Consider the following 24,836-nt stretch of genomic DNA (forward strand, 5'->3'; position numbering starts at 1 on the left):
AATAAAGTCTATCTATACTTTTAGTAAAAGTATTTCTGTTGAAGAGAAAGATTGCTTCGGGTAGTAAAAACAACCCTGGGCATGACCATAAATTTTTAAAAAATGAAATTGAGGTTTAGTAAAATTCTGGTATTTGTGTTGTTGTCAAACTTTTTCCTGGCGTCAAATGCTGGTGCACAACAGAATGAAAATGCTAAACCCTGGGTATTCTGGTATTGGGTTAAAGGAGCTGTATCCAAAGCAGGCATTACTGCCGATCTGGAAGCGATGAAATCAAATGGCATAGCAGGTGCTTATTTAATGAGTATCCAGGGGCCAGATAAAATACCTGTTTATTCGCCACCGGCAGTTCAGTTAACGCCCGAATGGTGGCAAATGGTAGAATTTGCCATGACAGAGGCAAAACGGTTAGATCTGAAATTAGGCATGCATGTGAGTGATGGTTTCGCCCTGGCAGGTGGACCTTGGATCACACCAGAACTTTCCATGCAAAAAGTGGTATGGTCGAAGATAAACATCAGTAATTCAAATAGTAAAATCACTTTACCTCAACCAGAATCAAAAGAAAATTATTATAAGGATATAGCAGTTTATGCGTATCCATCTCCGCTTGGTGAAAACCTTTCTACCAGAACGGTTATTCCAAAAATTACGGCAAGCAATGGAGCTGATGCCACGGGCTTGGTTCAGCCACAGAATAAGAAAAACTTTGGTTCAAATGAACCATGTTACATTCAATATGAATTTGCAAAGCCCTTTACCTGCAGAACCATAACCATTAAAGTCAGCGGAAATAACTATCAGGCACAACGTTTGGCTCTTGAGGTAAGTGATGATGGCAAAAATTTCCGATCCATAGGCAGGTTGGAAGCGCCCCGTCATGGCTGGCAAGATACCGATGAAGATGTGACGCACTCCATTACGCCAACTACAGCCAAATTTTTCAGGTTTATTTATGATAAAAAGGGATCTGAACCAGGGTCGGAAGATCTGGATGCGGCCAAATGGAAGCCATCGTTAAAATTGGTCAATCTGGAGTTATCATCAGAAGCGAAAATCAATCAGTTTGAGGGTAAAAACGGTTCTGTTTGGCGGGTGAGTAAAAGAAGTACCGACGCTGAAATTGCTAAGAATTTATGTGTGCCGTTGAATAAAATTATTAGTCTTACCAATAAATTAAATAAGGACGGAACTTTAAACTGGAAAGCGCCGAAAGGCAATTGGACAATTTTAAGAATTGGCCATACTTCAACAGGACATACCAACGCAACTGGTGGCGGTGGAAAAGGATTGGAGTGTGATAAATTTAATCCGGAAGCGGTAAAATTACAATTCGAAAGCTGGTATGGTGAAGCTTTAAAACATGGCGGACCAGAAATCGCTAAAAAAGTTTTAAGCGTTTTCCATGTAGACAGCTGGGAATGCGGCAGTCAGAATTGGTCGAAGATATTTAAAGCCGAGTTTTTAAAGCGTAGGGGCTACGATTTAACACCTTATTTACCCATCATGACCGGATTACCTGTAGAGAATGTATCCGTATCCGAAAATTTCCTTTACGATGTTCGAAAAACGATTTCTGAATTGGTGGTTGATCAGTTTTATAAAACGCTTGCTAAACTGGCAAAAGATCAGGGCGTGACTTTTACGGCTGAAAGTATTGCACCAACCATGATGAGTGATGGTTTAATGCATTACAAAACTGTCGACATCCCAATGGGCGAATTTTGGTTAAACAGCCCCACGCATGACAAACCAAATGATATGTTAGATGCCATTTCAGGCGCACATATTTATGGGAAAAACATTATCCAGGCCGAGGCTTTTACTACCGTTCGTATGGACTGGAATGAAAACCCGGCAAATATGAAAACTTTACAGGATCGTAATTATGCCCTTGGGATCAATAAATTGGTTTATCACGTTTTTACACACAACCCCTGGACTGATCGGAAACCAGGAATGACTTTAGATGGGGTTGGCCTATATTTTCAACGCGACCAAACCTGGTGGAAAGTCGGAAAAGCATGGATAGAATATGCAGAACGTACTCAAAATTTACTTCAACAAGGTAAACCTGTTGTTGATATAGCCGTTTTTACGGGTGAGGAATTGCCACGCCGTTCCGTATTGCCTGATCGTTTGGTTGAAACCTTACCCGGTATTTTTGGCGCAGATGTAGTAGAAGCAGAGCAGAAACGCCTCGCAAATGTTGGTGAACCTTTAAGGCAAATCCCAGCTGGGGTAACCCATTCTGCAAACATGGCCGATCCAGAAAATTGGGTAAACCCATTACGAGGTTATGCTTACGATAGTTTTAATCCGGATGTACTAAGTACAGCAACTGTTAAGGATGGAAATGTAGTTTTCGAGAGTGGTGCAACGTATAAAGTTTTGGTAATACCAGGTAACATGAAAATGAATCCGAATTATCAGTATATGAGTTATGGCACTGTTAAAAAACTGCTGGAATTGATTAAAGCTGGTGCTAAAGTAATTGTTGGAGATAAGCCATTGTATCAATCTGAATTTAAACAAGTTAAAAAAACTATTTTTGATGCAATTATAGAAGAAATCTGGGAAGGGAATTTCGAGTCTTATAAAAATAATGGTCGACCAGTTTATAAGAAAGATTTAGGTTTAGGTCAGGTTTTTAAAGCACCCTTCTACGGAGAAACTTTTGATGCCTTAGGTTTAGAAAGAGATTTAAATGTAAGTGACTTAACAGATGACCAGACTAAGGAAAATTATGCAAAAGGTATAGGTTATGCACACAGAATTGATGGAGAAAAGGAGATTTATTTTATCACTAATCAGGAAAATAGAAAAAGAGAACTTTTTTTAACTTTAAGGAAGGGTAAAAAATCAGTAAAAACCTATGACGCGGTAAGTAATGCCTGGTTTACAGTTCATAAACTCAACAATGCTCTTGCCGGAACAAATCTAAAGTTAACCCTGTATCCAAATCAATCAATCTTTGTGGTTTTAGATACGCCAGGTGTTTATTTACCCAATTCGCAAAGCGCAGAGAAACAACTAAAAGATGCGAAAGCAAAAGAGATCAAAAAAACTGACATTGATATCTCCAAAAACTGGCAGGCAAAATTTGATACGGCGTATGCAGGCCCATCAAAACCTATCATTTTTAATGAATTAACCGATTGGACATTAAATACAGATAGTTTGGTTAAATATTATTCAGGAACTGCTGTGTACAGCAAAAACTTCACCTTTAATGAAGATCTTAAGGGTAAAATCTGGATTGATTTAGGTACTTTCTCCAGCATCGCAGAAGTTAAAATCAACGGTATAAATTGTGGCACCTTATGGACTGCTCCGCACCGTTTAGAAATTAGTAAAGCGATCAAAAAAGGTGAAAATCAAATTACGATTGAAGTGACCAATACCTGGGCTAATCGTTTAATTGGTGATAGCAAACTGCCAGAAAATAAAAGAATTACTAAAACAACTGCACCTTTCCGATTAGAAGGCAAGCCTTTAAATCCTGCGGGATTATTAGGCCCAGTAGTGATACAAGTGGAAGAGTAATTGAGCATTAAATATTTCAAATAAATGAAAAAAATAATTGTACTAGTTCTTGTTTTGGTTCAAACTGTTGTTTTCGCGCAAAAAAAGAAAGTAAAGCATAATTTTAATGTTCAGGTCAGACTAGAAAAAGGCGATTTAAATAAAGATGGTTTAACTGATAAAACCGTAATTACAATGGATACCATCGACGCATCCGTTCCATTGAGGTTGCAAATATTTTTTCAACAGCCCAATAAGAAATTTAAATTGGTTTTCTCTTCAACAGACGTAATTGAACCCCAATATGTAAACGGCATACATACTAAGAATTCAATACCATATTTTTTTATTGAAAGTGGATATTTATTAATGAACTCCGAAAAAAATGATGTCCGCTTTGAACATAAATTCATCTATAAAAACGGAAGTTTCCACTTGATTAAAATCTCCAGCGTAGTATATGATGGGCAAAATTCGACAACCGAGACGGTGTTTGATCTTGTATCTGGAGTGAAAACAGCAATTACAACTCCGTTAGGTTCAGCAAAAGCTTCAAATAAGTACACAAACAAAATAATGATAAGGCCATTGCCCACGCTTCAGAATTTAAAATCTTTTGGCAATAAATTATACTGGTGAAATTCAATTAAACAGAAGAACAATGAAAAAGCTACTCCATATTAACAAATATTCTGTCTCCCAGGCTTTACCACTTCAGGTATTTATTGTTGCGATGCTTTTTCTAACAGGAAATTTAAAAGCACAGGATAAAGCTTTGGTGAATACATCAAATTCGCCATATGCCAAATTGCACAGTATCAACATGGCTGATGTAACCTGGACGAAGGGTTTTTGGGCCGATCGTTTCAAGGTAGCTACAGAAACCATGGTACCTAACATGTGCGCCATTTATAACGATCCGAAAATCAGCCATGCGTTCGAAAATTTCAGAATTGCCGCAGGATTAGATACCGGATCTCATTCAGGCCCCTCTTTCCATGATGGCGATTATTACAAAACTTTGGAAGCGGTTGCCGTTTTATATGCTTCAACTAAAAACCCAAAGTTGAATGAAATGATGGATCAGGCCATTGCAGTAATCGGTAAATCGCAGCGTGAGGATGGATATATTTATACCAAAGCGATGATCGAGCAGCGTAAAACAGGCTCTAAAAACCAGTTTCAGGATCGTTTAAGTTTTGAATCGTACAATATTGGCCATTTAATGACAGCGGGTTGCATCCATTACCGCGCTACCGGCAAAACATCTTTACTCAACATTGCTAAGAAAGCAACCAATTATTTATACAACTTCTATAAATCAGCATCACCAACATTAGCAAGAAACGCCATTTGTCCATCCCATTATATGGGTGTGATAGAAATGTACCGCACCACAAAAGATCCGCGTTATCTCGAACTTGCCAAACATTTAATTGCCATTAAAGGTAAAATTGATGATGGAACAGACGATAACCAGGATCGGATTCCGTTTTTGCAGCAAACTAAAGCTATGGGGCATGCGGTAAGGGCCAATTATCTTTACGCCGGTGTGGCCGACCTTTATGCCGAAACCGGGAAAGACTCCCTGTTAAATACTTTAAATTTAATGTGGGATGATGTAAATCAACACAAAATGTATATTACTGGCGGCTGTGGCTCGCTCTATGATGGTACTTCGCCAGATGGTACATCTTACAACCCTGCAGATGTGCAGAAAATCCATCAGGCATTTGGCCGCGACTACCAGCTGCCCAATTTCACCGCTCATAATGAAACTTGCGCCAACATTGGTAACGTGCTCTGGAACTGGCGTATGTTACAAATTACTGGTGATGCCAAATATGCTGATGTAATGGAACTGGCTTTGCACAACAGCGTTTTATCAGGAATCAGCCTGGACGGTAAGAATTTTCTATACACCAATCCACTGGCCCAATCGGATGATTTGCCTTTTAAACAACGCTGGTCGAAAGATAGAGTACCCTATATTGCGCTATCAAATTGCTGTCCGCCAAATGTTGTACGTACCATTGCCGAGGTAAGCGATTATGCTTACAGTGTTTCTGATAAAGGTTTGTGGTTTAACCTATATGGTGGAAATAACTTAAGTACTAAATTAGCTAACGGCAGCAAAATTTTTTTAACAGAAGAAACGAATTATCCATGGGATGGAAAGATAACAATCACCATTAAAGAGACAGGTAATAAAGCTTACGCGATGTTTTTAAGGATTCCGTCCTGGACACATGATGCAAAAATTACGGTCAATGGAAAAACTGAAAATGTTAAAGCCGTTTCCGGAACTTATGCAGAAATCAGCCGTGTTTGGAGAAAAGGTGATGTTATAGAATTAAACCTTCCGATGGAGGCGACACTAATTGAGGCTAATCCATTGGTTGAAGAAAACAGAAACCAGATCGCTGTAAAACGTGGCCCGATTGTATACTGTTTAGAATCGACAGATCTGCCTGGAAAAAGTATTTTCAACGCATTTGTACCTACCTCAACCAAATTCGAGGCAAAGTCTATCAATATCGATGGGGCTGAAATGATGAGTCTGACCGGTAACGCAAAAATAGTAGAGCCAAACAACTGGAAAAATATCTTGTACAGGCCAATTGATTTTAAAAACGAAGAAATAGAAATCAAACTGGTGCCTTATTTTGCATGGGGAAACAGAGGACACTCAGAAATGTCGGTATGGCTGCCGGTAAGTAGGTAAAAACGGATTATCGTCATGCTGAATTCATTTCAGCATCTACAGCTAAAAGCTTAGCGGTTAAGACCCTGACCACGAAGTAGCTACAAGACAATTGAAAATACTTTCTAATTGTAAAATAAATTTTGGGTGACGGAAGGATTAAAAATAAATAAAACAATGAAACTAAAACTCTTCATATTCTTAAACCTCGCATGTGGCCTGATTGCATCTGCTACGGTTAAACCCGCATCCATCTTTACCGATCATATGGTTTTACAACAACAAAGCAATGTAGCCATTTGGGGCTGGGCAAAGCCCTCAACCAGGGTAAAAATCAATACTTCCTGGAATAAACAAAATTATTCGGTTACTGCTGACCAAACTGGTAAATGGAAAGTGAAAGTTTCAACACCATCAGCTGGTGGACCATACGAAATGGAACTCAATGATGGCGAAAAACTCGTTTTAACCGATATCCTAATTGGTGAAGTTTGGTTTTGTGGCGGGCAATCAAACATGGAAATGCCAATGAAAGGTTTCAAAAGCCAGCCTATCATCGGTTCAAATGAGGTAATTTTAAAATCATCGAATAAAAATATCAGGTTATATACCGTTCCCCGTTCCTCAATCAATGAGCGACAAGAAAACAGCAAACCATCAGATTGGAAATTGGCTGCGCCGGAAACTGTCTCCAACTTCAGTGCTACGGCATATTATTTCGGCTCGCTGTTGAGCGAAATGTTAAATGTGCCAATCGGGATTATCAACGATAGTTACGGTGGTTCAACTATTGAGGCCTGGATGTCGCCAGAAGATTTAAAACCTTATACGGAAATTAAGATTCCTTCAAAAGGCGATAGCATAAAAGAGGTGAGTCGCACACCAACTACACTGTACAATGGCATGCTTTATCCGGTAATCGGTTATGGCATAAAAGGGGCAATCTGGTACCAGGGCGAGTCGAATTATGAACGACCAGACCGTTACGAAAACCTTTTTCCGGCAATGGTTTCATCCTGGAGAAAAAATTGGGAAAATGGTGATTTTCCATTTTATTATGCTCAGATTGCGCCATACAATTATGCACAATTACCTCCCAATCACGTTGGTGGGAAATATAATTCAGCCCATTTAAGAGATGCTCAACGAAAATCTTTAACTAAAATACCGAATTCAGGAATGGCTGTTTTGTTGGATATTGGCGAGGAAAAATCTATCCATCCTGCAAATAAGAAACAAGGCGGACAGAGATTAGCTTACCTTGCTTTGGCACAAACTTATGGTATTAAAGGTTTTGGTTTTGCAAGTCCGAATTACGAATCATTAACGGTAGAAAAGAATACTGCTGTAATCAAGTTTCAAAATGTACCAAACGGGTTAACTTCTTTTGGTAAAGAACTATCTTTATTCGAAATTGCAGGTGCCGATCAGAAATTTTATCCGGCTAAAGCAACCATAAAAGGCAGTATCATAACCGTTTCAGCACCTGAAGTTAAAGTACCTGTTGCTGTTCGTTATGCTTTTAAAGATTTTGTAACCGGCGACTTATTCGGAAACGATGGCTTGCCTGTTTCCTCTTTCCGTACCGATAACTGGGATAATTAATAATCAAATAATGATTTTTACCACGAAGACACAAGAAGCACTAAATATTTTGGCTGAGAACTTAAATGCTCTTATTTGTCTGATATGGTTGAAATTCCTTACTCCTGCCTTAGCTGCTCTCAAGTGCCTCAGGTGGTCAAACATATTACAAATAATAAAATTAACCACAAAGGCACAAAGAGCACAAAGTATGTGTACCATGCGCTTAAATGTCCTCACATGTCTTATATGGTTGAAATTCATTAAGCATGCTGCCTTAGCCACTCTCAGGTGCCTCAGGTGGTCAACAAAATTAACCACAAAGGCACAAAGAACACAAAGTATGTGTACCATGCGCTTAAATGTCCTCACATGTCTTATACGGTTGAAATTCATTAAGCATGCTGCCTTAGCCACTCTCAGGTGCCTCAGGTGGTCAACAAAATTAACCACAAAGGCACAAAGAGCACAAAGTATGTGTACCATGCGCTTAAATGTCCTTAAATACCTTATATGGTCGAAATTCATTAAGCATGTTGCCTTAGCCGCTCTCAAGTTGTCAATAAAATTAACCACAAAGGCACAAAGAGCACAAAGTATTTACCCCATGCGTTTAAATGTCCTTAAATACCTTATATGGTCAAAAAACATAAACCTAAAAAAACCAGCGCTTTCCTTGGTGTTTGTGTCTTTGTGCTTGATAAGCCTAAATGCTTTTTCGCAAGAAAAAGACAACGTAATATGGACCTCACAAAGTAACAATTCATCAGAATCCATGCCCGTAGGAGGTGGCGATATCGGCCTAAACCTCTGGGTAGAAAAAGGTAATATTTATCTCTACCTATCACGCAGTGGAACATTCGACGAAAATAATACCTTACTCAAACTTGGTCGCGTAAAACTGAGTTTAAGTCCAAATCCATTCGAAGGAAAAACATTCAAACAAGAATTGATTTTAAAAGATGGTTACGCTCAGATTTCAGCCAAAAATGGTAGCCTAAATGCTCAAATTAAGGTCTGGGTTGATGTGTTTAATCCGGTGATCCACCTTGATGTAAAATCAAACCAGAAAATAATTACCCAAGCCAGTTACGAAAGCTGGCGTTTCGAAGACCGCATCACAAAAGGCAAAGAGAACAACCAGAATTCGTATAAATGGGCACCCCAGGGTATTGTTAAAACATTTAAAGACGACATAACCTTTAAAAACAACACCGTTCAATTCTACCATCAAAACAAAGCTGAAACCATATTCGATGTTACCGTAAAACAACAAGGATTGGAAGACAGTAAAGCCGATCTATTTAACCCTTTAAAAAATCTCATTTTCGGAGGCTCGATGCAAGGCAATAATATGGCACCCGCTGGAAATTATACCGGAATATACTTAAGTACACCATTTAAAGCCTGGATTTTAAAAAGTAAAATACCTTCTGTTTCAAATCACATTACCATTAAGTTAAATACTTCAAAAACGGCGTCGATTAGTGAATGGGAGAAAGCTTTAAATGCTGTAAAGAATAAAAACAATCAAAAAGCAAGCATAAAATGGTGGAATGATTACTGGAAAAAAAGTTTCATTTACATTAATGCTAAAGACGAAACTGCAAATCAATCTTCTAAAAATTACCAGTTGTTCCGGTATATGCTGGGTTGCAATGCTTTTGGTAAATACCCAACGAAGTTCAATGGCGGACTTTTCACTTTCGATCCTCAGTTAACCGATACGACATTAAAATACACACCCGATTTCAGGAACTGGGGTGGTGGAACGCATACCGCTCAAAACCAACGCCTGGTATATTGGCCCATGCTAAAAAGCGGGGATTTTGAAATGATGAAACCTCAGTTCGATTTTTACCTGGATCTGTTGAAAAATGCAGAAACCAGAACAGAAGCCGCCTGGGGACACAAGGGTGCAAGTTTTACCGAGCAATTAGAAAATTTCGGATTACCAAATCCTGCTGAATATGGTTGGAAACGCCCTGCCGATTTTAATAAAGGCATGGAATACAATGCCTGGTTAGAATACGAGTGGGATACTGTGTTGGAGTTTTGTATGATGATTCTGGAAACCGAGCGCTATAGCGGCAAAAGCATAGAGAAATACCTTCCTTTAATTGAAAGCTCACTTACTTTTTTCAAAGAGCATTATAATTATTTAGCCAAACAACGCGGAGGGAAAGCTTTAGATGCCAATGGTCATTTGGTGTTATACCCGGGGTCTGCAGCGGAGACTTATAAAATGGCGTACAATTCCACTTCTACAATTGCAGCTTTAAAAACAGTTTTGGAAAGATTGATTGAACAACCCTCTTTGTCTGAAACTAAGAAAACGGAGTGGACAGCGATGCTGAAAACCATTCCGCCAATAAGTTTCAGGACTTTCGACGGGCATACTACCATTTCTCCCGCTAAACTTTGGGAGCGAATTAATAATACCGAAAGTCCGCAGTTGTACCCTATATATCCATGGGGCATTTATGGAATCGGTAAACCCGGTTTAGACACTGCGATGAACACTTTTAAATATGATACCGACGTGCTGAAATTCAGAAGTCATGTCGGATGGAAACAGGACAATATTTTTGCGGCAAGGCTTGGTTTAACAGAAGATGCTGCTAAGCTAACCACCGCTAAATTAAAAGATTCGGGCAGGAGGTTCCCTGCATTTTGGGGGCCAGGTTTCGATTGGGTACCTGATCACAATTGGGGTGGATCGGGCATGATCGGTTTACAAGAAATGCTGATGCAAGTTGATGGAAAAAAAATATATTTGTGCCCGGCATGGCCAAAAGATTGGGATGTTCATTTCAAGCTTTATGCGCCATATCAAACTACTGTTGAAGGCACTTTAAAAGACGGAAAATTAATAGATTTGAAAGTATTGCCTGAATTAAGGAAAGCAGATATAAAAGTAATGATAGAGTGAGCGAATTTTGAATGATTGAATTGCATTTGCATTCACTCATTCTATCAATCTCTCATTCACTAATTAAAAAGAAACATGGATTTACAATTAAAAGAAAAAGTTATTATCATCACTGGTGCTGCAAAGGGCATCGGTCGGAGTATTGCAGAAGTGTTTGCCAAAGAAAATGCAATTGCGGTAATCGTAGGTAGAAAAGCAGAAGACAATCAAAAAGTAGTTGATGCAATAACTGCAAATGGAGGAAAAGCCGCGCAGTTTGTGGCTGAGTTATCCAACCCTGACGATTGTGAAACGGTGGTGAAGAACATTGTCGCTCAATTCGGCAGAATTGATGGTTTAGTGAATAATGCAGGCGTTAATGACGGTGTAGGTTTAGAAAGTGGAAATTATAAAGACTTTATGGCTTCATTACATAAAAACGTAGTGCATTATTATTTGATGGCACACCACGCGCTGCCAGAATTAATTAAAAGTAAAGGTTCAATTGTAAATATCACCTCTAAAACGGCAGAAACAGGACAAGGAAATACTTCAGCTTATGCTGCTGCTAATGGAGGCAGGAATGCCTTAACACGGGAATGGGCAGTAGAGTTGCTTAAATATGGAATCCGTGTAAATGCGGTTGTGGTTGCCGAATGCTGGACACCAGCTTACGAAACCTGGATTGAAACTTTGGATGATGCTGAAGAAAAACTAAAAGAAATCACTTCTAAAATTCCATTAGAAAACAGAATGACGACAGCTGAAGAAATTGCAAATATGACGGCTTTTTTAATGTCGAATAAATCAAGCCATACCACCGGACAGATTATTCACGTTGATGGTGGTTATGTGCATTTAGACAGAGCTTTGGCAAACGCTTAATCCACTTACAACGTCATTTCGAGCGGAGTGCAACGTAGTCGAGAAATCTATCTAAGCAGATCTCTCCATTCCACTGCGCTTCAGTCGAGATGACGATTTTTCTTATTCAATCATTAAAATAAAAATGAAAACCCTTACCTGCACCACACCTGGAACCTTTGAATATTCAGAAACGGAAAAACCTGAACTAAAAAAAGACCATTCGATTATAAAAATTAAAAGAATTGGCATTTGCGGAACTGATTTACATGCCTTTGAAGGCACCCAACCTTTCTTTAATTACCCAAGAGTGTTAGGTCATGAGTTATCTGGCGAATTGGTTGAAGCCGATGGAGCAGATGGTTTTAAAATAGGAGAGGCCGTTACTTTTATCCCATATTTTAATTGTGGCGAATGTATTGCCTGCCGGATGAATAAACCCAACTGCTGTGTTAAAATGCAGGTTTGTGGGGTACATGTAGATGGCGGGATGCGCGAATATTTACAGGTGCCATCCAGAACACTTTTACACGGCGAAGGATTGAGTTATGACGAACTCGCCTTGGTTGAACCTTTAGCGATCGGTGCACATGGTGTTCGCAGGGCAGATGTTCAGCCAGGAGAATTTGTGCTGGTTATCGGTGCGGGGCCAATTGGTTTAGGTACAATGGAATTCGCAAGAATTGCTGGGGCAAATGTTATCGCTTTAGATATTAATGAGGATCGTTTAGCTTTCTGTAAAGATAAATTAAAGGTGGCACATGTGGTTAATGCCCTTTCACCTGATGTAACGCAACAACTTAGTGATATTACCAATGGAGATATGCCAACAGTAGTAATTGATGCTACAGGTAATCAAAAAGCAATCAATAACGCCATAAATTATATGGCACATGGGGCAAGGTTTGTTTTAATCGGATTGCAAAAAGGAGATTTGATTTTTAATCACCCTGAGTTTCATAAGCGCGAATCGACATTAATGAGCAGCAGAAATGCCACCATTGAAGATTTTGAGCATGTGATAAAATCAATGAAAGCTGGTTTGGTTAATCCTACCAATTATATTACGCACCAGGTAAAGTTTGAAGAAGTAAAAGATGAGTTTGAAAGCTGGTTAGATCCAAAAAATGGTGTCATTAAAGCAATGGTTAGTATGTGATTGTAAATGATATTTTAATGATGCGTTATCCTGAACTCGTTTCAGGATCTATTATGTTGTATCACTTTTTAATATTAGATTGATTTTAACAAAGGAGCATAATATTAAGTGCATCTGAAACCATATATACAGCTATAATGAAAATACTTATATTTGTGATAGCATTAAATTTAAAATAAGAATTTCTTATGAAAATAGGTGATAGAGTTTCAATTTCTCCGCAAGTTACCGATAGGGCCGATTGGATTGATGGTGTTGTTATAGAAATTGAAAAGAACCCGTTTGCTGGTATTGTGATTACTGCAAAATCAGATGATGGCGAAGTTTTCTTTGAAAAAGAAGATTTATTTAGGTTTTCAAATGAGGAAGCATATACGCATTAAGCTTTGATATGACCATATCTGATCTTAAAAAAGAATATGGTGAGAAATATCATAGTGCTTATGCTGAAATAAAAAATCATTTAAATAATAGTGGATTCTATTGGATTCAGGGAAGTACTTACGTCACTGAAGAAAATTTAACAGCTGTTTATAAAGCCATTAATATTCTTTCGAATATTGATTGGTTTAGAAAGTCAGTAAGAGATATTAGAGCATTTAAGGTTGAAGATTTTTCAGATTTCACCTCCATTGTAAAAGGATAGATATTCATAAAAAGATCCTGAAACAAGTTCAGGGTGACGATCGCTATCCTGTTGGTTGGTGTCTCACCGACCAATAAATAACTTTCTATTATCAAGAGCAAAAAAAAGCCGATAACCCTAAGATTATCGGCTTTTTGCATTGAGCATGCTTTATTGAAATTATTTATAAAAAACCTCATTCCAATGCAATTCATTTCTGAATTGATTGATTTTGGTATCAGCACCAATATTCACATATTCTAAACCCGCAATATTGGCAAAATCCAATAAATGCTCAGTGGTTAAATTCTGACTATAAGCGGTATGGTGTGCACCACCTGCATAAATCCATGCTGCACAACCTGTTTTCATATCAGGTAGTGGTTTCCACAATACACGGGCTACCGGTAAGTTTGGTAAATCATGTTCAGCTTCTACAGCCTTTACTTCGTTCACCAACAAACGGAAACGGTTGCCCATATCAATTAAAGATGCATTTAAAGCATCACCACCGGCAACATTAAAAACCAAACGTGCAGGATCTGCTTTGCCACCAATGCCCAATGGATGAACCTCTAAACTCGCTTTACCACTCGCCAATGAAGCATCAACCTCAAGCATGTGTGAACCTAAAACCATCGAGTTTGCCGGATCGAAGTGATAAGTATAATCTTCCATAAATGCATTACCACCGGCTAAACCTGCACCCATTACCTTACATGCACGTACTAAAGCAGCCGTTTTCCAGTCACCTTCACCAGCGAAACCATAACCATCGGCCATTAAACGCTGTGCTGCAATCCCTGGCAACTGAATCATACCATGTAGATCTTCAAAAGTATCAGAGAAACCTTTAAAGCCACCATCAACTAAAAACTTACGTAAACCCAATTCAATTTTAGCTGCCTCGTAAACTGATGAATGCCTTGCGCCGCCAGCTTTTAAATCATCGGCCATTTCATAAGTAGCATCATATTCTTTCAGCAAAGTCTGAATATCATCTTCACTAATTCCATTAATTACCGCTACTAAATCACCTATACCATAAGTATTTACCGCAAAACCAAATTTCATTTCAGCTTCTACCTTATCGCCATCGGTAACGGCCACATAACGCATGTTATCGCCAAAACGGGCAAATTTAGCACCTTGCCAATCGTGCCATCCGGCAGCAGCCCTGCACCATGTATCGATCTGTTTAGCTACCTCTTCATCCTGCCAATGACCAACAACCACTTTACGGTCTTTACGCATACGTGAAACCATAAAACCGAATTCACGGTCGCCATGCGCACTTTGGTTCAGGTTCATGAAATCCATATCAATGGTATTCCATGGAATATCGCGGTTAAACTGTGTGTGAAGATGCAATAGCGGTTTTTGCAAAACATTCAAACCCCTGATCCACATTTTAGCCGGAGAGAAGGTATGCATCCAGGTCATTACCCCAATACAATTCTCATCAATATTGGCTTGTTGCAACGTTTCGAAAATTTCTTCCGTTGTTTTTACAATCGGTTTGTATACTACCGAAACAGAAATACTTCCATTTTGGTTTAACGAATCAGCAACTTGCTGTGCATGTTCTGCTACTTGTTTTAAGGTTTCTTCACCGTACAAATGTTGTGTACCTGTAATAAACCAAACTTGTAATTTTTTTAAATCAATCATTACTATTTATGTTATTTTTAATTTATTCAATTCCCCTCGGTCTGTGTCCTCACAGACCGAAATGTTCTTTTATGATCCTTGGTCTGTGTCCTCACAGACCACTATTCTTATTCTTTTTATTTTTGAAAAGCAAAGTTCCGTATTCCATCGATTACTGCAGTCCTGCTTTACGTTTTATTCACCCACCTGCGGTCGGGTTCATGCCCACTCCAATCAGGTTTAGGTTACTTAGGTAAACCTTACAATTTTAAACCCGACAGCAGGGGCAGTTCCCGATTCTTCATCGGGACTATAGCGAATGGCGGGACTATCGTTTCCTAAGCACTACTGCAATTGCTTTCCTAATTCTTTAAACTTTTATGCCACTTTATCTCTGTATTCAAGACTGAAGACTTTAGACTCATGACTGTGGACTAATCTAACTCTGTCCGTAATAAGCTCCCTTACCATGCTTCCGCTCATAATGTTTTTCAATCAGCGAATCTTTTAACTTCGGGGCCTGCGGATTAATCTGCTCGGTTAATAAAGCCATTTGTGCTACTGTTTCCAAAACCGCGCTGTTATAAACCGCTTTTTCGGCTGTTTTGCCCCAGGTAAAAGGAGCGTGGTTACCTACTAAAATCATTTCGACTTCTTTATAACTCAGGCCTAAACTTTCAAAATGGTTCATAATCTGGAAACCTGTTTCGTACTCGTAGTTTCCTTTAATCATTTCATCAGCCATTGGTGGCGCACATGGAATATCAACAGTTAAATGGTCGGCATGTGTGGTTCCGAAAATTGGAATTGCCCTTTGTGCTTGTGCCCAGGCCGTGCCATAGGTAGAATGTGTATGCACAATCCCCGCAATTTCTTCCCAGTGTTTATATAAAACCGCATGGGTTTTAGTGTCAGATGAGGGACGTAAACTCCCTTCAACTGTGTTCCCGTCAAAATCTACAATGACCATTTTTTCTGGCGATAAATCTTCGTAAGGCACACCGCTTGGTTTAATCGCAAATACCCCTTTTGCACGGTCGGCGGCACTTACATTACCAAAGGTGAAAAGCACCAGTCCCAATTTAGGCAACTGCATATTGGCCTGGTAGGCCTGTTCTTTTATATCCTGATAGTTGCTCATGATAAATAAGGTTTTACATCTTTTTTGTTGTATTTCTCCAGGTATCTGCCTAGTCCCAAATATTGTTGGTAATGCCGGCGGTAAAGCTTTTGTTTTTTAATATTTGGTGTATATTCTTTTTCAAAGCCTGTTCCCATAGCTTCCATTGCAGCTTCAATGTTCGGATAAACGCCAGCGGCAACGGCTGCAAACATGGCTGCACCTAAAGCGCAGGTATGCTCGAAACGGTGAATCCTGATTGGCATTTCCAATACATCGGCCATCATTTGCATGATATAGGCTGATTTTTTCGCTACACCACCAATACCGATAATCCCTTTTACAGGTACACCTTGTTCTTCAAAGCGGTCTACAATAGCCTTGGCACCGAAACAGGTAGCTGCAGCTAAAGCACGGAAAAAACGTGGTGCGTCAGTTCCTAAACCTAAACCGGTTATTGCACCTTTAAGTTCCTGGTTTGCATCCGGTGTTCTACGGCCGTTCAACCAGTCAACTGCCAGTTCTGCATAATCATCATCTTCCAAAGCTTCAGCTTGTTTACTTAAATTGGCAATAATTTTAGCCTCCAGTTCTTCTTTTAAAGCAATTGCTGTAGCTTCATCTATTAATGCCGATTCGGTCAATAAATGATTCAGTGGCCAGCTGATTAAGTTTTTAAACCAGGCATAAACATCGCCAAAAGCAGATTGTCCCGCCTCTAAACCTGCCATCCCCGGAATTACAGAACCATTAACCTGTCCGCAGATACCGTTAATCAATTTGCCATCTAAATCCTGGTTAGGTGCAACCAAAATATCGCAGGTACTTGTACCCATTACTTTGCTCAGGTAGTAAGGCTCAATTTGCCCGCCTACCGCGCCCATGTGTGCATCAAAAGCACCAACACCAACAACTACATCTGTGTTTAAGCCCAGTTTAGTTGCCCATTCTTCGCTCAATGTTCCTGCAGCAATGTCAGAAGTATAGGTATCGGTGAATAATTTATCTCTAAAGCCTGCTAAAAGCGGATCAAGACTACTAAAGAAATCCTCCGGAGGTAAACCGTCAAATTCTTCTGCCCAAAGTGCTTTATGCCCGGCAGCACAACGGCTGCGTTTCATTTCTTTGATATCATTTCCACCACAAAGTAAAAATGGAATCCAATCACAGTGTTCTACCCAGGATGCTGCAGCTTTTTTAATACTTGAATCAACCCTTAAGATATATAACAATTTAGCCCAGAACCATTCTGAAGAATAAATGCCACCAACATATTTAAGGTAATTGGTGCTGAATTTTGTAGCATGCTCATTAATCTCGGCCGCTTCTTTAACTGATGTATGGTCTTTCCAAAGCACAAACATAGCATTTGGATTCTCTTCAAAATCTTTGGTTAAAGCAAGGGGAGTACCTGTTGCATCAACAGCAACAGGGCTGGATCCGGTTGTATCAACTGAAATACCTTTAACCAAATGTGCAATTTCTGCACCGCCGGCTTTGGCCAGGCAATCTTTTATGGTGTGGGTTAAACCTTCAATATAATCTAAGGGATGCTGGCGGAACTGATTAACAGCGGGTTTACAATATAAACCTTTCTGCCATCTTGGATAAAGAAAAACCGATGATGCGATTTCTTTTCCGTTTGCGGTATCGACTAGAACAGACCGGACAGAATCTGACCCGTAATCTACTCCAATTACATAGTTTGCGTTGCTCATAACAATAAATAAATGTCTAATTAACGTTTATTTATCCGGATTATAAAATTTTATGAAAATTTGTTAAAAAAAATATGCTGAAACATCTAATGGCTTGAAATAAATTGCAAAAAAAAACGCAGCATCCCTGCAAGGCTTTAACTTCTTTTTATGCTTTTTTGGAGGCAATCAAAGGCAATATCTTCATGCTCGGAACGGCCATAGCATTACCGTTTTTATCCACATTTCGACATCTTCTCAATCTTTACTGATTATTTATTGTTAGTTTAGTTTTAGCCATTTTTATTTGCATGGCGTTTAAATAAGTTAAATAAACTATAAGCTTGAATGAAAAAAATCAATTTGCTTTTTGGATTATTACTCTGCCTGGCTGCTTGCAGAGAGGAAAAGACGAAAGTGGCTGTATCCCAATCTGATACACTGTTAAAAAAGGCTGATAAGAATGTAAAAGACCCTGTTAAAGCCATAACCGGCTATATTTCGGTTGAAACATGGATCGATGATTTTAAAAATTTCAGACAGGCGGTTTACATTAAAGACAAAGCTAAACTGAAAACGTATTTTAATTTTCCGGTTGTTGCCGATGAAAATTCCAGTTTATGGTTTGTTGTGCAGCTAAGTGAAAAGGAGTGGCAAAAACGGAAGGCAAAATATGCCCAGGCAGAACTATTTTACGAAGAGGATTTTGATCTTTATTTCGATAAAATTTTCAATGCTGATTTTAGCAAAACCCTGATGAAAATTAAGACAGATAAACTTTTTAATAACCATCATTCTGAATCTCCTGTGTTTACATTAAAGGGTTACACTTACCAAATGTTAGCTGATGTTCAGCCAGCAGACAATGTACTGCAATTAAATATGAGTTATGGAAATAATGGTGTTGATGAAAATGGTGAAAAAGTAAGTGAAGGTGAATATAACAATATATATATGTTCAATATAGTGGATGGTAAAACCATCCTTTTTAAAGGGCTTACTGTTGCAGGTTAGCATTTTTTAATTTAAGATGCCTTATACTTTTGCCAAAATCGGTGATGTAGATATAGGGTTTCCAGGATTTTAAAAGCTAGTGATGTATCACAATTTTAGCAACTAGCTCCTGTTTAAAAATTAAATAAAATTCATTAGTATATCAGTCTCAGCGTAGCCGAAGACACAGTTATAAAAGCAATCCATTACGCTCAGGTTGGCAGCAAAAGGATATGTAATATTTGTTATAAAATTTAAGACTCCTAATTTTCAACTTAAATGATCAACTATTTATGGAAAATTTAATGTTCTTTTTTACCAATAAAACGCGTTTGAAATTTTTGCTCAAATGCCTTCTGATCGGTATGCCGATATTATTTTTAGTAGGATGGGGGGTAAATTCTTATGAAGATAGCGAAGCAGAAAAAGGTACTGAAAATGATAAAGGCGGCATCACCTATTATTATCGTGACAACACTGGCGCCGACTCGTATCCGGAGCCAGTGGCTAAACTGATCAAGATGTATCCGAATAGCCAAGCCACCTACATTAACGTTTCAACCGATAAAAACCACGAATTAGAGGGTAATATCCATTTATTCACTCCCGATAGCATAAGTAAAGTGATTGCCTTTTATAAGCAGGGCGCAAAAGTTATTAGTGAAACCGGCGACCGCCTGGAGTTTGAAAAGAACAGCCAAAACATTGTCCTTAGTAAAGAACGGGTTTTAGCAGATGATCCTATAAAAAGCGAAACCAAATTTGATATCACCTTTTATAACAAGGCAACCGTAAATAAATGGAAAAACTATAGTGAAAGGAACAGATAACAGTGGAAAAAGAAGAATTCGTATCAATTACATAAACTGACTTTTTAAACTGTTCATTAAGTTAAAACCAAATTTACTGATATGCTTAAAAAAATATTGAAAATTATGGGTTGTTTAATAGCCCTTTTTCTGCTATTTGTAGCTTTTATCTGGGGTTCAACCAAATGGTCTAGGTATTCAAAAAACAGGGAACAGGTAAAATACCAAAGAGAGGTTTGCGATACCATTAAAATGGTAAGTGAACCGATTCAGATTTATATAAGTGACTTTAGTAAAAAGGAGTTGAAAGAAATTCACTTTTACCTGCAAGAGGGCAAATTTTTAAAAAGAGATACAGTAGTAAGTTTAGATTTTAAGCCCGACAATACTGCCCAACTTATCAACCTGCCGTTTAAATCATTTAATATTACAGACCAAGTGATTGTGAAAGTGGCCAAACGGTTTTTCATTCTATCCGGAATTGACTATCAAGCCTATTATAACTATGGCATGTTTGGTCCGGTAGGGCCGTGCCAATGTGGGATGACTGGCTTTCAGACTTTAAATGGTAAACCGGCTGGTTCAGGATGGCTCATTAAAGCGCATGGATTATTAAATGATCCTTTGCCACCACGATAGTTATTAACACGAAGATACAGCGACGGTTTTAGAAAGAGAGAGTAGTGAAGAGAAATAAATAAGAAGAAATGATTGGCAACGAATGATAAATGTAGGATATGGGTATAACCATTAGTTTTTAAATACCTTTAAAGGTGTATTTAATTAGACGATAATTTGTATTTTAGAATTAACAGACCTGATAAAAGAATGAAAAAAATGCTGATCATTTACCTAATGCTTGCTGCATTGATAGAGTTAGATATCTGCCTTTTTGCCATCTGTAAAATGAGTTTTGCTGGTTACTGGAGCGACAGGGTTGTTTTCTGGCTTTGGTTTATCGCAACGCCTTTTGTTGTATTTTATTTTTGGAAGAATTTGGTAGCAAAAATTTACTTCTGGACGCTTGTAGCGGCCACAATATTAAGCATGATACCAATGGGGATATTCTTTTTCGGCATACTGTTATCTACAACTGGAAGTGGGCGATTGAACCATTTTAGTTTAAAAAATAATATTCGCGTGCAAACAGTAGGATATGGTGTTATGGGCAGGCCACGATTACAAGTTATTGAAGATAATTTGTTGTTCGATAAAATCCTACTGGAAAAAGGTGATGAGATTACCATAAATGACAGCACAACTTTAAATATTCGTGATGCTATAAGCGCCAGCTTGATTCGTAAAACCGATACCAGCATCTTGGTGAAGTATATCTTCGAAAAAGATAGTGTTCAAACCGTTCATCAATTTGAAAAATAGCAATATGAAAATAATAGCCAATGTAATGTGTTTAATTACCATAGTTGCCCTATCAGCCTGCAAAAATGAGAAAAAGCAAACCAAAAGAGATACTATTTCGGTAGCCAAGGCGAATATTGATACAGTAGGCAGAAATGCCAAACCTAAAACCAGGCTTGAAGATCCGGAGCCTGATTTTCCAGCAATGGGCAATAAAGTTGCAGATTTAATTCCACCTGGTTATGATATCGATATGGAAGCCAATGGAGATTTAAATCATGATGGCATAGAAGATAAGGTAATCGTATTAATAAACACTAAAGACACTATTGCTCTTCGGCCAGCCCTGGTTTTATTGAAAACGGATAATGCTTATCGTCTTGATGCAAAATCCTTTTCAGTTATTAATTCAAAATTCAGGGAAGATGGGTACCAGAATTATGATTTTGAAGATCTTGGTATTGATGAAAATGGACAACTTATTTTTACACAGCAATCAACCGGGCCAAACGGAAGTTTAGAAAGTACCTTCAAATATATTAACAACGAGTTAGTTTTAACGCATATCAGCAGTTTTGCGATGGGTGCCGGCGGGCAAACGGAACTAAAGTTAGATTTGATCAAGGGCATTTTCGAGCAAACCAACATCAACACGATGAAAGAAGATATGCCAAGCGAAACCGCTACCAAGAAGTATAAACTTCCTAAAGTTTTATTTGCGGATAGCGACCCTAAAGATATGATGATGAAAGCTTTTGACCAAGTGGGGCAATAGTGAAATGAAGTTGCTCCAGTTATATTCTTATCATTTAAAACAAATTGCATCCAAATGAAAAAATACTTATTGATTTTAACATTACTATTTATAAACAAAGCATTTGCACAACAAGAAAACACGATGACTAAAAATACATCAGGCAGATATGTACAGGGGAGTCAGAGCGGAATCTATATTTATGATGATGGCAGTTTTGCGTTGTTCGGCTATGCAACACTTGTGCTGGGTAAATATACTTTAAGCGATAATCAAATCAGTTTCATTCCTGATATTCCGAAGCAGGTTTTTACTGTTTTAGGAAGAAATAATCCGACTGTAAAAAGTGGCGTAAAGCTAACTTTTGCCAGTGGTTTCTTAAATGACGGGCCAACTTATATCAAGTTCGATGAGGATAGTTTGATGAATACTTTTCAGGAGGATTATGACGGCGGGGAGCCGTACTACGTGATTAGATTAGCTAAAACCCCGAAAAATTTAACCCTGGCTCAAAATACCATTAATCACCTATATCAAAACAATACCAACATTTTCAACTTAGATCATCATTTTAACGATTTTCTGCTCTTTTACCATAAAACTACTGGCGAGCAGAAGCCTTTTTCTGCAACTCTTAAAACTGAAAATGGCACCACCATTTTACAATCCCGTTGGGGTGATTTTAAGAAGAATGAAACAGGTGCTGATGCGGAGTTTGATACCTTTATCAGTAATTATAAAAAGCAACAGGAGAAAAGTAAGGATGCAAAAGAATTTTACTTTAACAATGAATTGAAAACTGCCAATGGCTTCAGCTATTTATCAGAAGAGTTTTCAGTTTTTGATATCAATAACTACATTTTAGATGAATCTTCCAACAAATTTATCCGAAAAGATATTTATAAAAAGGGTACTGATTATACCAATGCAGTCGTAGCCGATTATCATGATGAAAGTTACATCCTAAAGTATGATGATATTAAAGTTGCTGAGCAAACGCTCACTGACTTTGGTAAAGTAAAGGTAGGTCCAAAAGCATTGTTCAAAAAGGATGGTCAAAATCAAAGCGGTAATGGTTCTCAGCGTGAGAAAAAGTCAACATTACCTTTGATCACGGAACCATTAAAAACATTAGACCCACAATATCCGACAAAAGTAGAACCAGTTAAAATTAAAACACCAAAAGTTAAGAAGAAAAATTAGATCTCAGAGATAATCCTTGATTTAAGGTCAACCCATTCCGCCATTATTTTTAAAATTCCACCCAGTATTTCAGGTATTGTAAATTATTCAAATGTAGCTACCTTATTTAATGGCCTGTTGCGATTTTAAGAATCAAAGTATATATTTAGCCCTTCTAAATCTGTTTTGATGGAGATTTCTGACCAAATTTTATTAAAAGACCTCCAGAATGGTAATCAATCTGCTTATGAGCTGGTGTTCAAAAAATATTATAAGGCGCTGGCTTTAAAAGCGTATCTGATGCTGGAGAACGAAATGGAGGCGGAAGACCTGGTTCAGAACCTTTTTATCTCCATGTGGGAGAAATCACAATTCCTTTCTGTTAATACTGCGCTGAAGGCCTATCTTTTCAAGGCGGTGCATAACAAATGCCTCATGTGTCTCAGAAAAAGAAAAACTGATCAGCAGCGGCTGGATGAATATACCCATACACTTGATTTGGCTACAGACGAAGAATTTTTAGCTGATGCCGGGGACGAAAAAATGATCCGGTATGCCTTGGAAGAACTGCCCGCGCAACGTCAGAAAGCTTTTCAACTGGTGTATTTAGAAGATAAAAAATATAAAGAAGCCGCAACAGAAATGGGTTTATCTGTCAACTCTGTTAAAACACACCTGAAACTCGCAGTTAAAATGTTGCAGGAAAAATTAATTTCATTCAGATAAACATTCACCTAATTTAAACATTAATGCATCTATCAATTAGCGATGGAATATAAAGAGGAATATATCAAAGGGCTTCTGTTTGAAAAAATGGCGGGAACGATCAGTGATGGCGATGATACAATTGCAGAAAAAGCAATCGCTGATATTCCTGAAATTAAAGCATACTGGCTGAGGCTGAAAGCGAAAATGGAAGAGCCTCAAGCAGTAAAATTTTTATCATCGCTGGATGAAAAAGCAGCATGGCAAAAGCTAAGTCCAAAACTGGAGGATCAAAAAACAAAACCACTTTTTTATCAGAATTTAAAATACATTGCCGTTGCTGCAATGCTCCTGATCGGGATGCCGCTGGTATGGCATTTTTATGCAGAAAAGGGTAGTAGCCATGGCCCTTCGCCATCAGCTATTAAAACTAATCAGGTATACCTGAAAACCAGCGACGGCAGGGCAATTGAACTCAATACTGACCGTGACATTAACCAGGATGGTTTAAACGGAACATCCAGGGCAAATGAATTTACCTACCATGCAGATCAGGCAACTGACGCAGACCAGGCTACGCTATATGTTCCGGCCACTAAAGATTATAAGATCAAGTTGTCGGATGGTACACTGGTGTGGATGAATTCGGCTTCTACTTTGCGATTTCCCTATAACTTTAATCAACAGATCAGGGAAGTTTATTTAACCGGTGAGGCTTATTTTGAAGTGGCGCATGAAAAGGAACGAAAATTTGTAGTGCATACGGCATTTGCCGATGTTCAGGTTCATGGTACTTCCTTTAACGTAAATGCTTATGATCAGGCAAGCTTTTCTACTGCACTGGTAGAAGGATCGGTTTCGGCTGTAAAAGACAGGCAACTCATTGATTTAAAACCAGGTGAACAGGTGAATGCCAGCCAGGATCGTCTCACTAAACAACCTTTTGATGCGCAGGAATTGTTATCCTGGCGCAAGGGACTTTATTATTTTCATAATCGATCTTTAGGCGATATTGCCCGGGTACTTGGGCGTTGGTTCGATGTGAAGGTGGTTTTCAGTACACCTGATTTAGAGGGACAAACCTTCACCGGAGAGATCAATAAAGCGATGCCACTTAAGGTGGTACTTTCCAACCTGGAACTCAGTTCGGGCATTCGGGCACAGTTTAAAAATGGTACCTTAATTTTTAAATAAT

Annotated in this window: 20 protein-coding genes; 17 read left to right on the forward strand and 3 right to left on the reverse strand. The window is 38.4% G+C overall.

What is annotated here, in order from left to right; translation table 11 throughout:
* Positions 1-102 precede the first annotated feature (102 nt).
* The 9 genes from ACUN24_RS17125 (at position 103) to ACUN24_RS17165 (ending at position 13,393) form a co-directional block, all read left to right on the forward strand.
* Positions 103-3,546, forward strand: coding sequence for a glycosyl hydrolase (locus ACUN24_RS17125; protein ID WP_445563601.1), 3,444 nt, complete (start codon positions 103-105; stop codon positions 3,544-3,546).
* Between the two features lie 24 nt (positions 3,547-3,570).
* The gene (locus tag ACUN24_RS17130) at positions 3,571-4,164 is read left to right on the forward strand and encodes a hypothetical protein (RefSeq protein ID WP_445563602.1); all 594 of its coding nucleotides are present in this window, start codon (positions 3,571-3,573) and stop codon (positions 4,162-4,164) included.
* Between the two features lie 22 nt (positions 4,165-4,186).
* Entirely contained in the window at positions 4,187-6,250 is a 2,064-nt protein-coding gene (locus ACUN24_RS17135) for an aceric acid hydrolase (protein WP_445563603.1), read from the forward strand.
* 156 nt (positions 6,251-6,406) lie between these two features.
* On the forward strand, positions 6,407-7,834 hold the full coding sequence (locus tag ACUN24_RS17140) for a sialate O-acetylesterase (protein ID WP_445563604.1): 1,428 nt from the start codon (positions 6,407-6,409) through the stop codon (positions 7,832-7,834).
* Positions 7,835-8,588: 754 nt separating this feature from the next.
* Positions 8,589-10,745 carry a DUF5703 domain-containing protein gene (locus ACUN24_RS17145; protein ID WP_445563605.1) on the forward strand — a complete coding sequence of 719 codons (2,157 nt, stop codon included), beginning with the start codon at positions 8,589-8,591 and terminating at the stop codon, positions 10,743-10,745.
* A gap of 75 nt (positions 10,746-10,820) precedes the next feature.
* Positions 10,821-11,609 carry an SDR family oxidoreductase gene (locus ACUN24_RS17150; RefSeq protein ID WP_315424588.1) on the forward strand — a complete coding sequence of 263 codons (789 nt, stop codon included), beginning with the start codon at positions 10,821-10,823 and terminating at the stop codon, positions 11,607-11,609.
* 124 nt (positions 11,610-11,733) lie between these two features.
* Positions 11,734-12,747, forward strand: coding sequence for a zinc-binding alcohol dehydrogenase family protein (locus tag ACUN24_RS17155; RefSeq protein ID WP_445563606.1), 1,014 nt, complete (start codon positions 11,734-11,736; stop codon positions 12,745-12,747).
* Between the two features lie 188 nt (positions 12,748-12,935).
* Entirely contained in the window at positions 12,936-13,130 is a 195-nt protein-coding gene (locus ACUN24_RS17160; protein ID WP_445563607.1) for a hypothetical protein, read from the forward strand.
* Positions 13,131-13,138: 8 nt separating this feature from the next.
* Positions 13,139-13,393, forward strand: a complete 255-nt coding sequence (locus ACUN24_RS17165; protein WP_445563608.1) for a hypothetical protein — start codon at positions 13,139-13,141, stop codon at positions 13,391-13,393.
* A 159-nt stretch (positions 13,394-13,552) separates the two neighbouring features.
* Here the strand turns inward: ACUN24_RS17165 and araA are convergent, their stop codons facing one another.
* From araA to ACUN24_RS17180, 3 genes are all read right to left on the reverse strand, one after another.
* Entirely contained in the window at positions 13,553-15,043 is a 1,491-nt protein-coding gene (araA, locus tag ACUN24_RS17170) for an L-arabinose isomerase (protein ID WP_445563609.1), read from the reverse strand.
* Positions 15,044-15,461: 418 nt separating this feature from the next.
* On the reverse strand, positions 15,462-16,163 hold the full coding sequence (locus ACUN24_RS17175) for an L-ribulose-5-phosphate 4-epimerase (protein WP_445563610.1): 702 nt from the start codon (positions 16,161-16,163) through the stop codon (positions 15,462-15,464).
* Positions 16,160-17,860 (reverse strand): ribulokinase, encoded by a 1,701-nt coding sequence (locus ACUN24_RS17180; RefSeq protein WP_445563611.1) that lies wholly within the window; start codon positions 17,858-17,860, stop codon positions 16,160-16,162. Before ACUN24_RS17180 ends, ACUN24_RS17175 begins: the two co-directional genes overlap by 4 nt.
* Positions 17,861-18,187: 327 nt before the next feature.
* Here ACUN24_RS17180 and ACUN24_RS17185 point away from each other — a divergent pair, with 327 nt between their 5' ends.
* The 8 genes from ACUN24_RS17185 to ACUN24_RS17220 all read left to right on the forward strand — a co-directional run bounded on the left by ACUN24_RS17185 (position 18,188) and on the right by ACUN24_RS17220 (position 24,835).
* Entirely contained in the window at positions 18,188-18,853 is a 666-nt protein-coding gene (locus tag ACUN24_RS17185) for a hypothetical protein (RefSeq protein ID WP_445563612.1), read from the forward strand.
* 272 nt (positions 18,854-19,125) lie between these two features.
* On the forward strand, positions 19,126-19,662 hold the full coding sequence (locus ACUN24_RS17190) for a hypothetical protein (RefSeq protein ID WP_445563613.1): 537 nt from the start codon (positions 19,126-19,128) through the stop codon (positions 19,660-19,662).
* An 81-nt stretch (positions 19,663-19,743) separates the two neighbouring features.
* A complete protein-coding gene (locus tag ACUN24_RS17195) occupies positions 19,744-20,280 on the forward strand; it encodes a hypothetical protein (RefSeq protein ID WP_445563614.1) in 537 nt (178 codons plus the stop codon).
* Between the two features lie 189 nt (positions 20,281-20,469).
* Positions 20,470-21,021: a hypothetical protein gene (locus ACUN24_RS17200; protein WP_445563615.1), complete on the forward strand. Its 552-nt coding sequence runs from the start codon at positions 20,470-20,472 to the stop codon at positions 21,019-21,021.
* A 4-nt stretch (positions 21,022-21,025) separates the two neighbouring features.
* Positions 21,026-21,775, forward strand: coding sequence for a hypothetical protein (locus ACUN24_RS17205; protein ID WP_445563616.1), 750 nt, complete (start codon positions 21,026-21,028; stop codon positions 21,773-21,775).
* 54 nt (positions 21,776-21,829) lie between these two features.
* Complete coding sequence (locus ACUN24_RS17210) at positions 21,830-22,957, forward strand: hypothetical protein (protein WP_445563617.1); 1,128 nt, start codon at positions 21,830-21,832, stop codon at positions 22,955-22,957.
* 168 nt (positions 22,958-23,125) lie between these two features.
* Positions 23,126-23,662, forward strand: coding sequence for an RNA polymerase sigma factor (locus tag ACUN24_RS17215; RefSeq protein WP_445563618.1), 537 nt, complete (start codon positions 23,126-23,128; stop codon positions 23,660-23,662).
* A 42-nt stretch (positions 23,663-23,704) separates the two neighbouring features.
* Complete coding sequence (locus ACUN24_RS17220) at positions 23,705-24,835, forward strand: FecR family protein (RefSeq protein ID WP_445563619.1); 1,131 nt, start codon at positions 23,705-23,707, stop codon at positions 24,833-24,835.
* Position 24,836 lies beyond the last annotated feature (1 nt).

It is taken from the genome of Pedobacter sp. WC2501, assembly GCF_052682415.1.

What these genes read in the sequence shown, in the direction of transcription:
- ACUN24_RS17125 (WP_445563601.1), top strand. Translation starts at nt 103, where the DNA reads ATGAAATTGAGGTTTAGTAAAATTCTGGTATTTGTGTTGTTGTCAAAC.
- ACUN24_RS17130 (WP_445563602.1), top strand. Translation starts at nt 3,571, where the DNA reads ATGAAAAAAATAATTGTACTAGTTCTTGTTTTGGTTCAAACTGTTGTT.
- ACUN24_RS17135 (WP_445563603.1), top strand. Translation starts at nt 4,187, where the DNA reads ATGAAAAAGCTACTCCATATTAACAAATATTCTGTCTCCCAGGCTTTA.
- ACUN24_RS17140 (WP_445563604.1), top strand. Translation starts at nt 6,407, where the DNA reads ATGAAACTAAAACTCTTCATATTCTTAAACCTCGCATGTGGCCTGATT.
- ACUN24_RS17145 (WP_445563605.1), top strand. Translation starts at nt 8,589, where the DNA reads ATGCCCGTAGGAGGTGGCGATATCGGCCTAAACCTCTGGGTAGAAAAA.
- ACUN24_RS17150 (WP_315424588.1), top strand. Translation starts at nt 10,821, where the DNA reads ATGGATTTACAATTAAAAGAAAAAGTTATTATCATCACTGGTGCTGCA.
- ACUN24_RS17155 (WP_445563606.1), top strand. Translation starts at nt 11,734, where the DNA reads ATGAAAACCCTTACCTGCACCACACCTGGAACCTTTGAATATTCAGAA.
- ACUN24_RS17160 (WP_445563607.1), top strand. Translation starts at nt 12,936, where the DNA reads ATGAAAATAGGTGATAGAGTTTCAATTTCTCCGCAAGTTACCGATAGG.
- ACUN24_RS17165 (WP_445563608.1), top strand. Translation starts at nt 13,139, where the DNA reads ATGACCATATCTGATCTTAAAAAAGAATATGGTGAGAAATATCATAGT.
- araA (WP_445563609.1), bottom strand. Translation starts at nt 15,043, where the DNA reads ATGATTGATTTAAAAAAATTACAAGTTTGGTTTATTACAGGTACACAA.
- ACUN24_RS17175 (WP_445563610.1), bottom strand. Translation starts at nt 16,163, where the DNA reads ATGAGCAACTATCAGGATATAAAAGAACAGGCCTACCAGGCCAATATG.
- ACUN24_RS17180 (WP_445563611.1), bottom strand. Translation starts at nt 17,860, where the DNA reads ATGAGCAACGCAAACTATGTAATTGGAGTAGATTACGGGTCAGATTCT.
- ACUN24_RS17185 (WP_445563612.1), top strand. Translation starts at nt 18,188, where the DNA reads ATGAAAAAAATCAATTTGCTTTTTGGATTATTACTCTGCCTGGCTGCT.
- ACUN24_RS17190 (WP_445563613.1), top strand. Translation starts at nt 19,126, where the DNA reads ATGGAAAATTTAATGTTCTTTTTTACCAATAAAACGCGTTTGAAATTT.
- ACUN24_RS17195 (WP_445563614.1), top strand. Translation starts at nt 19,744, where the DNA reads ATGCTTAAAAAAATATTGAAAATTATGGGTTGTTTAATAGCCCTTTTT.
- ACUN24_RS17200 (WP_445563615.1), top strand. Translation starts at nt 20,470, where the DNA reads ATGAAAAAAATGCTGATCATTTACCTAATGCTTGCTGCATTGATAGAG.
- ACUN24_RS17205 (WP_445563616.1), top strand. Translation starts at nt 21,026, where the DNA reads ATGAAAATAATAGCCAATGTAATGTGTTTAATTACCATAGTTGCCCTA.
- ACUN24_RS17210 (WP_445563617.1), top strand. Translation starts at nt 21,830, where the DNA reads ATGAAAAAATACTTATTGATTTTAACATTACTATTTATAAACAAAGCA.
- ACUN24_RS17215 (WP_445563618.1), top strand. Translation starts at nt 23,126, where the DNA reads ATGGAGATTTCTGACCAAATTTTATTAAAAGACCTCCAGAATGGTAAT.
- ACUN24_RS17220 (WP_445563619.1), top strand. Translation starts at nt 23,705, where the DNA reads ATGGAATATAAAGAGGAATATATCAAAGGGCTTCTGTTTGAAAAAATG.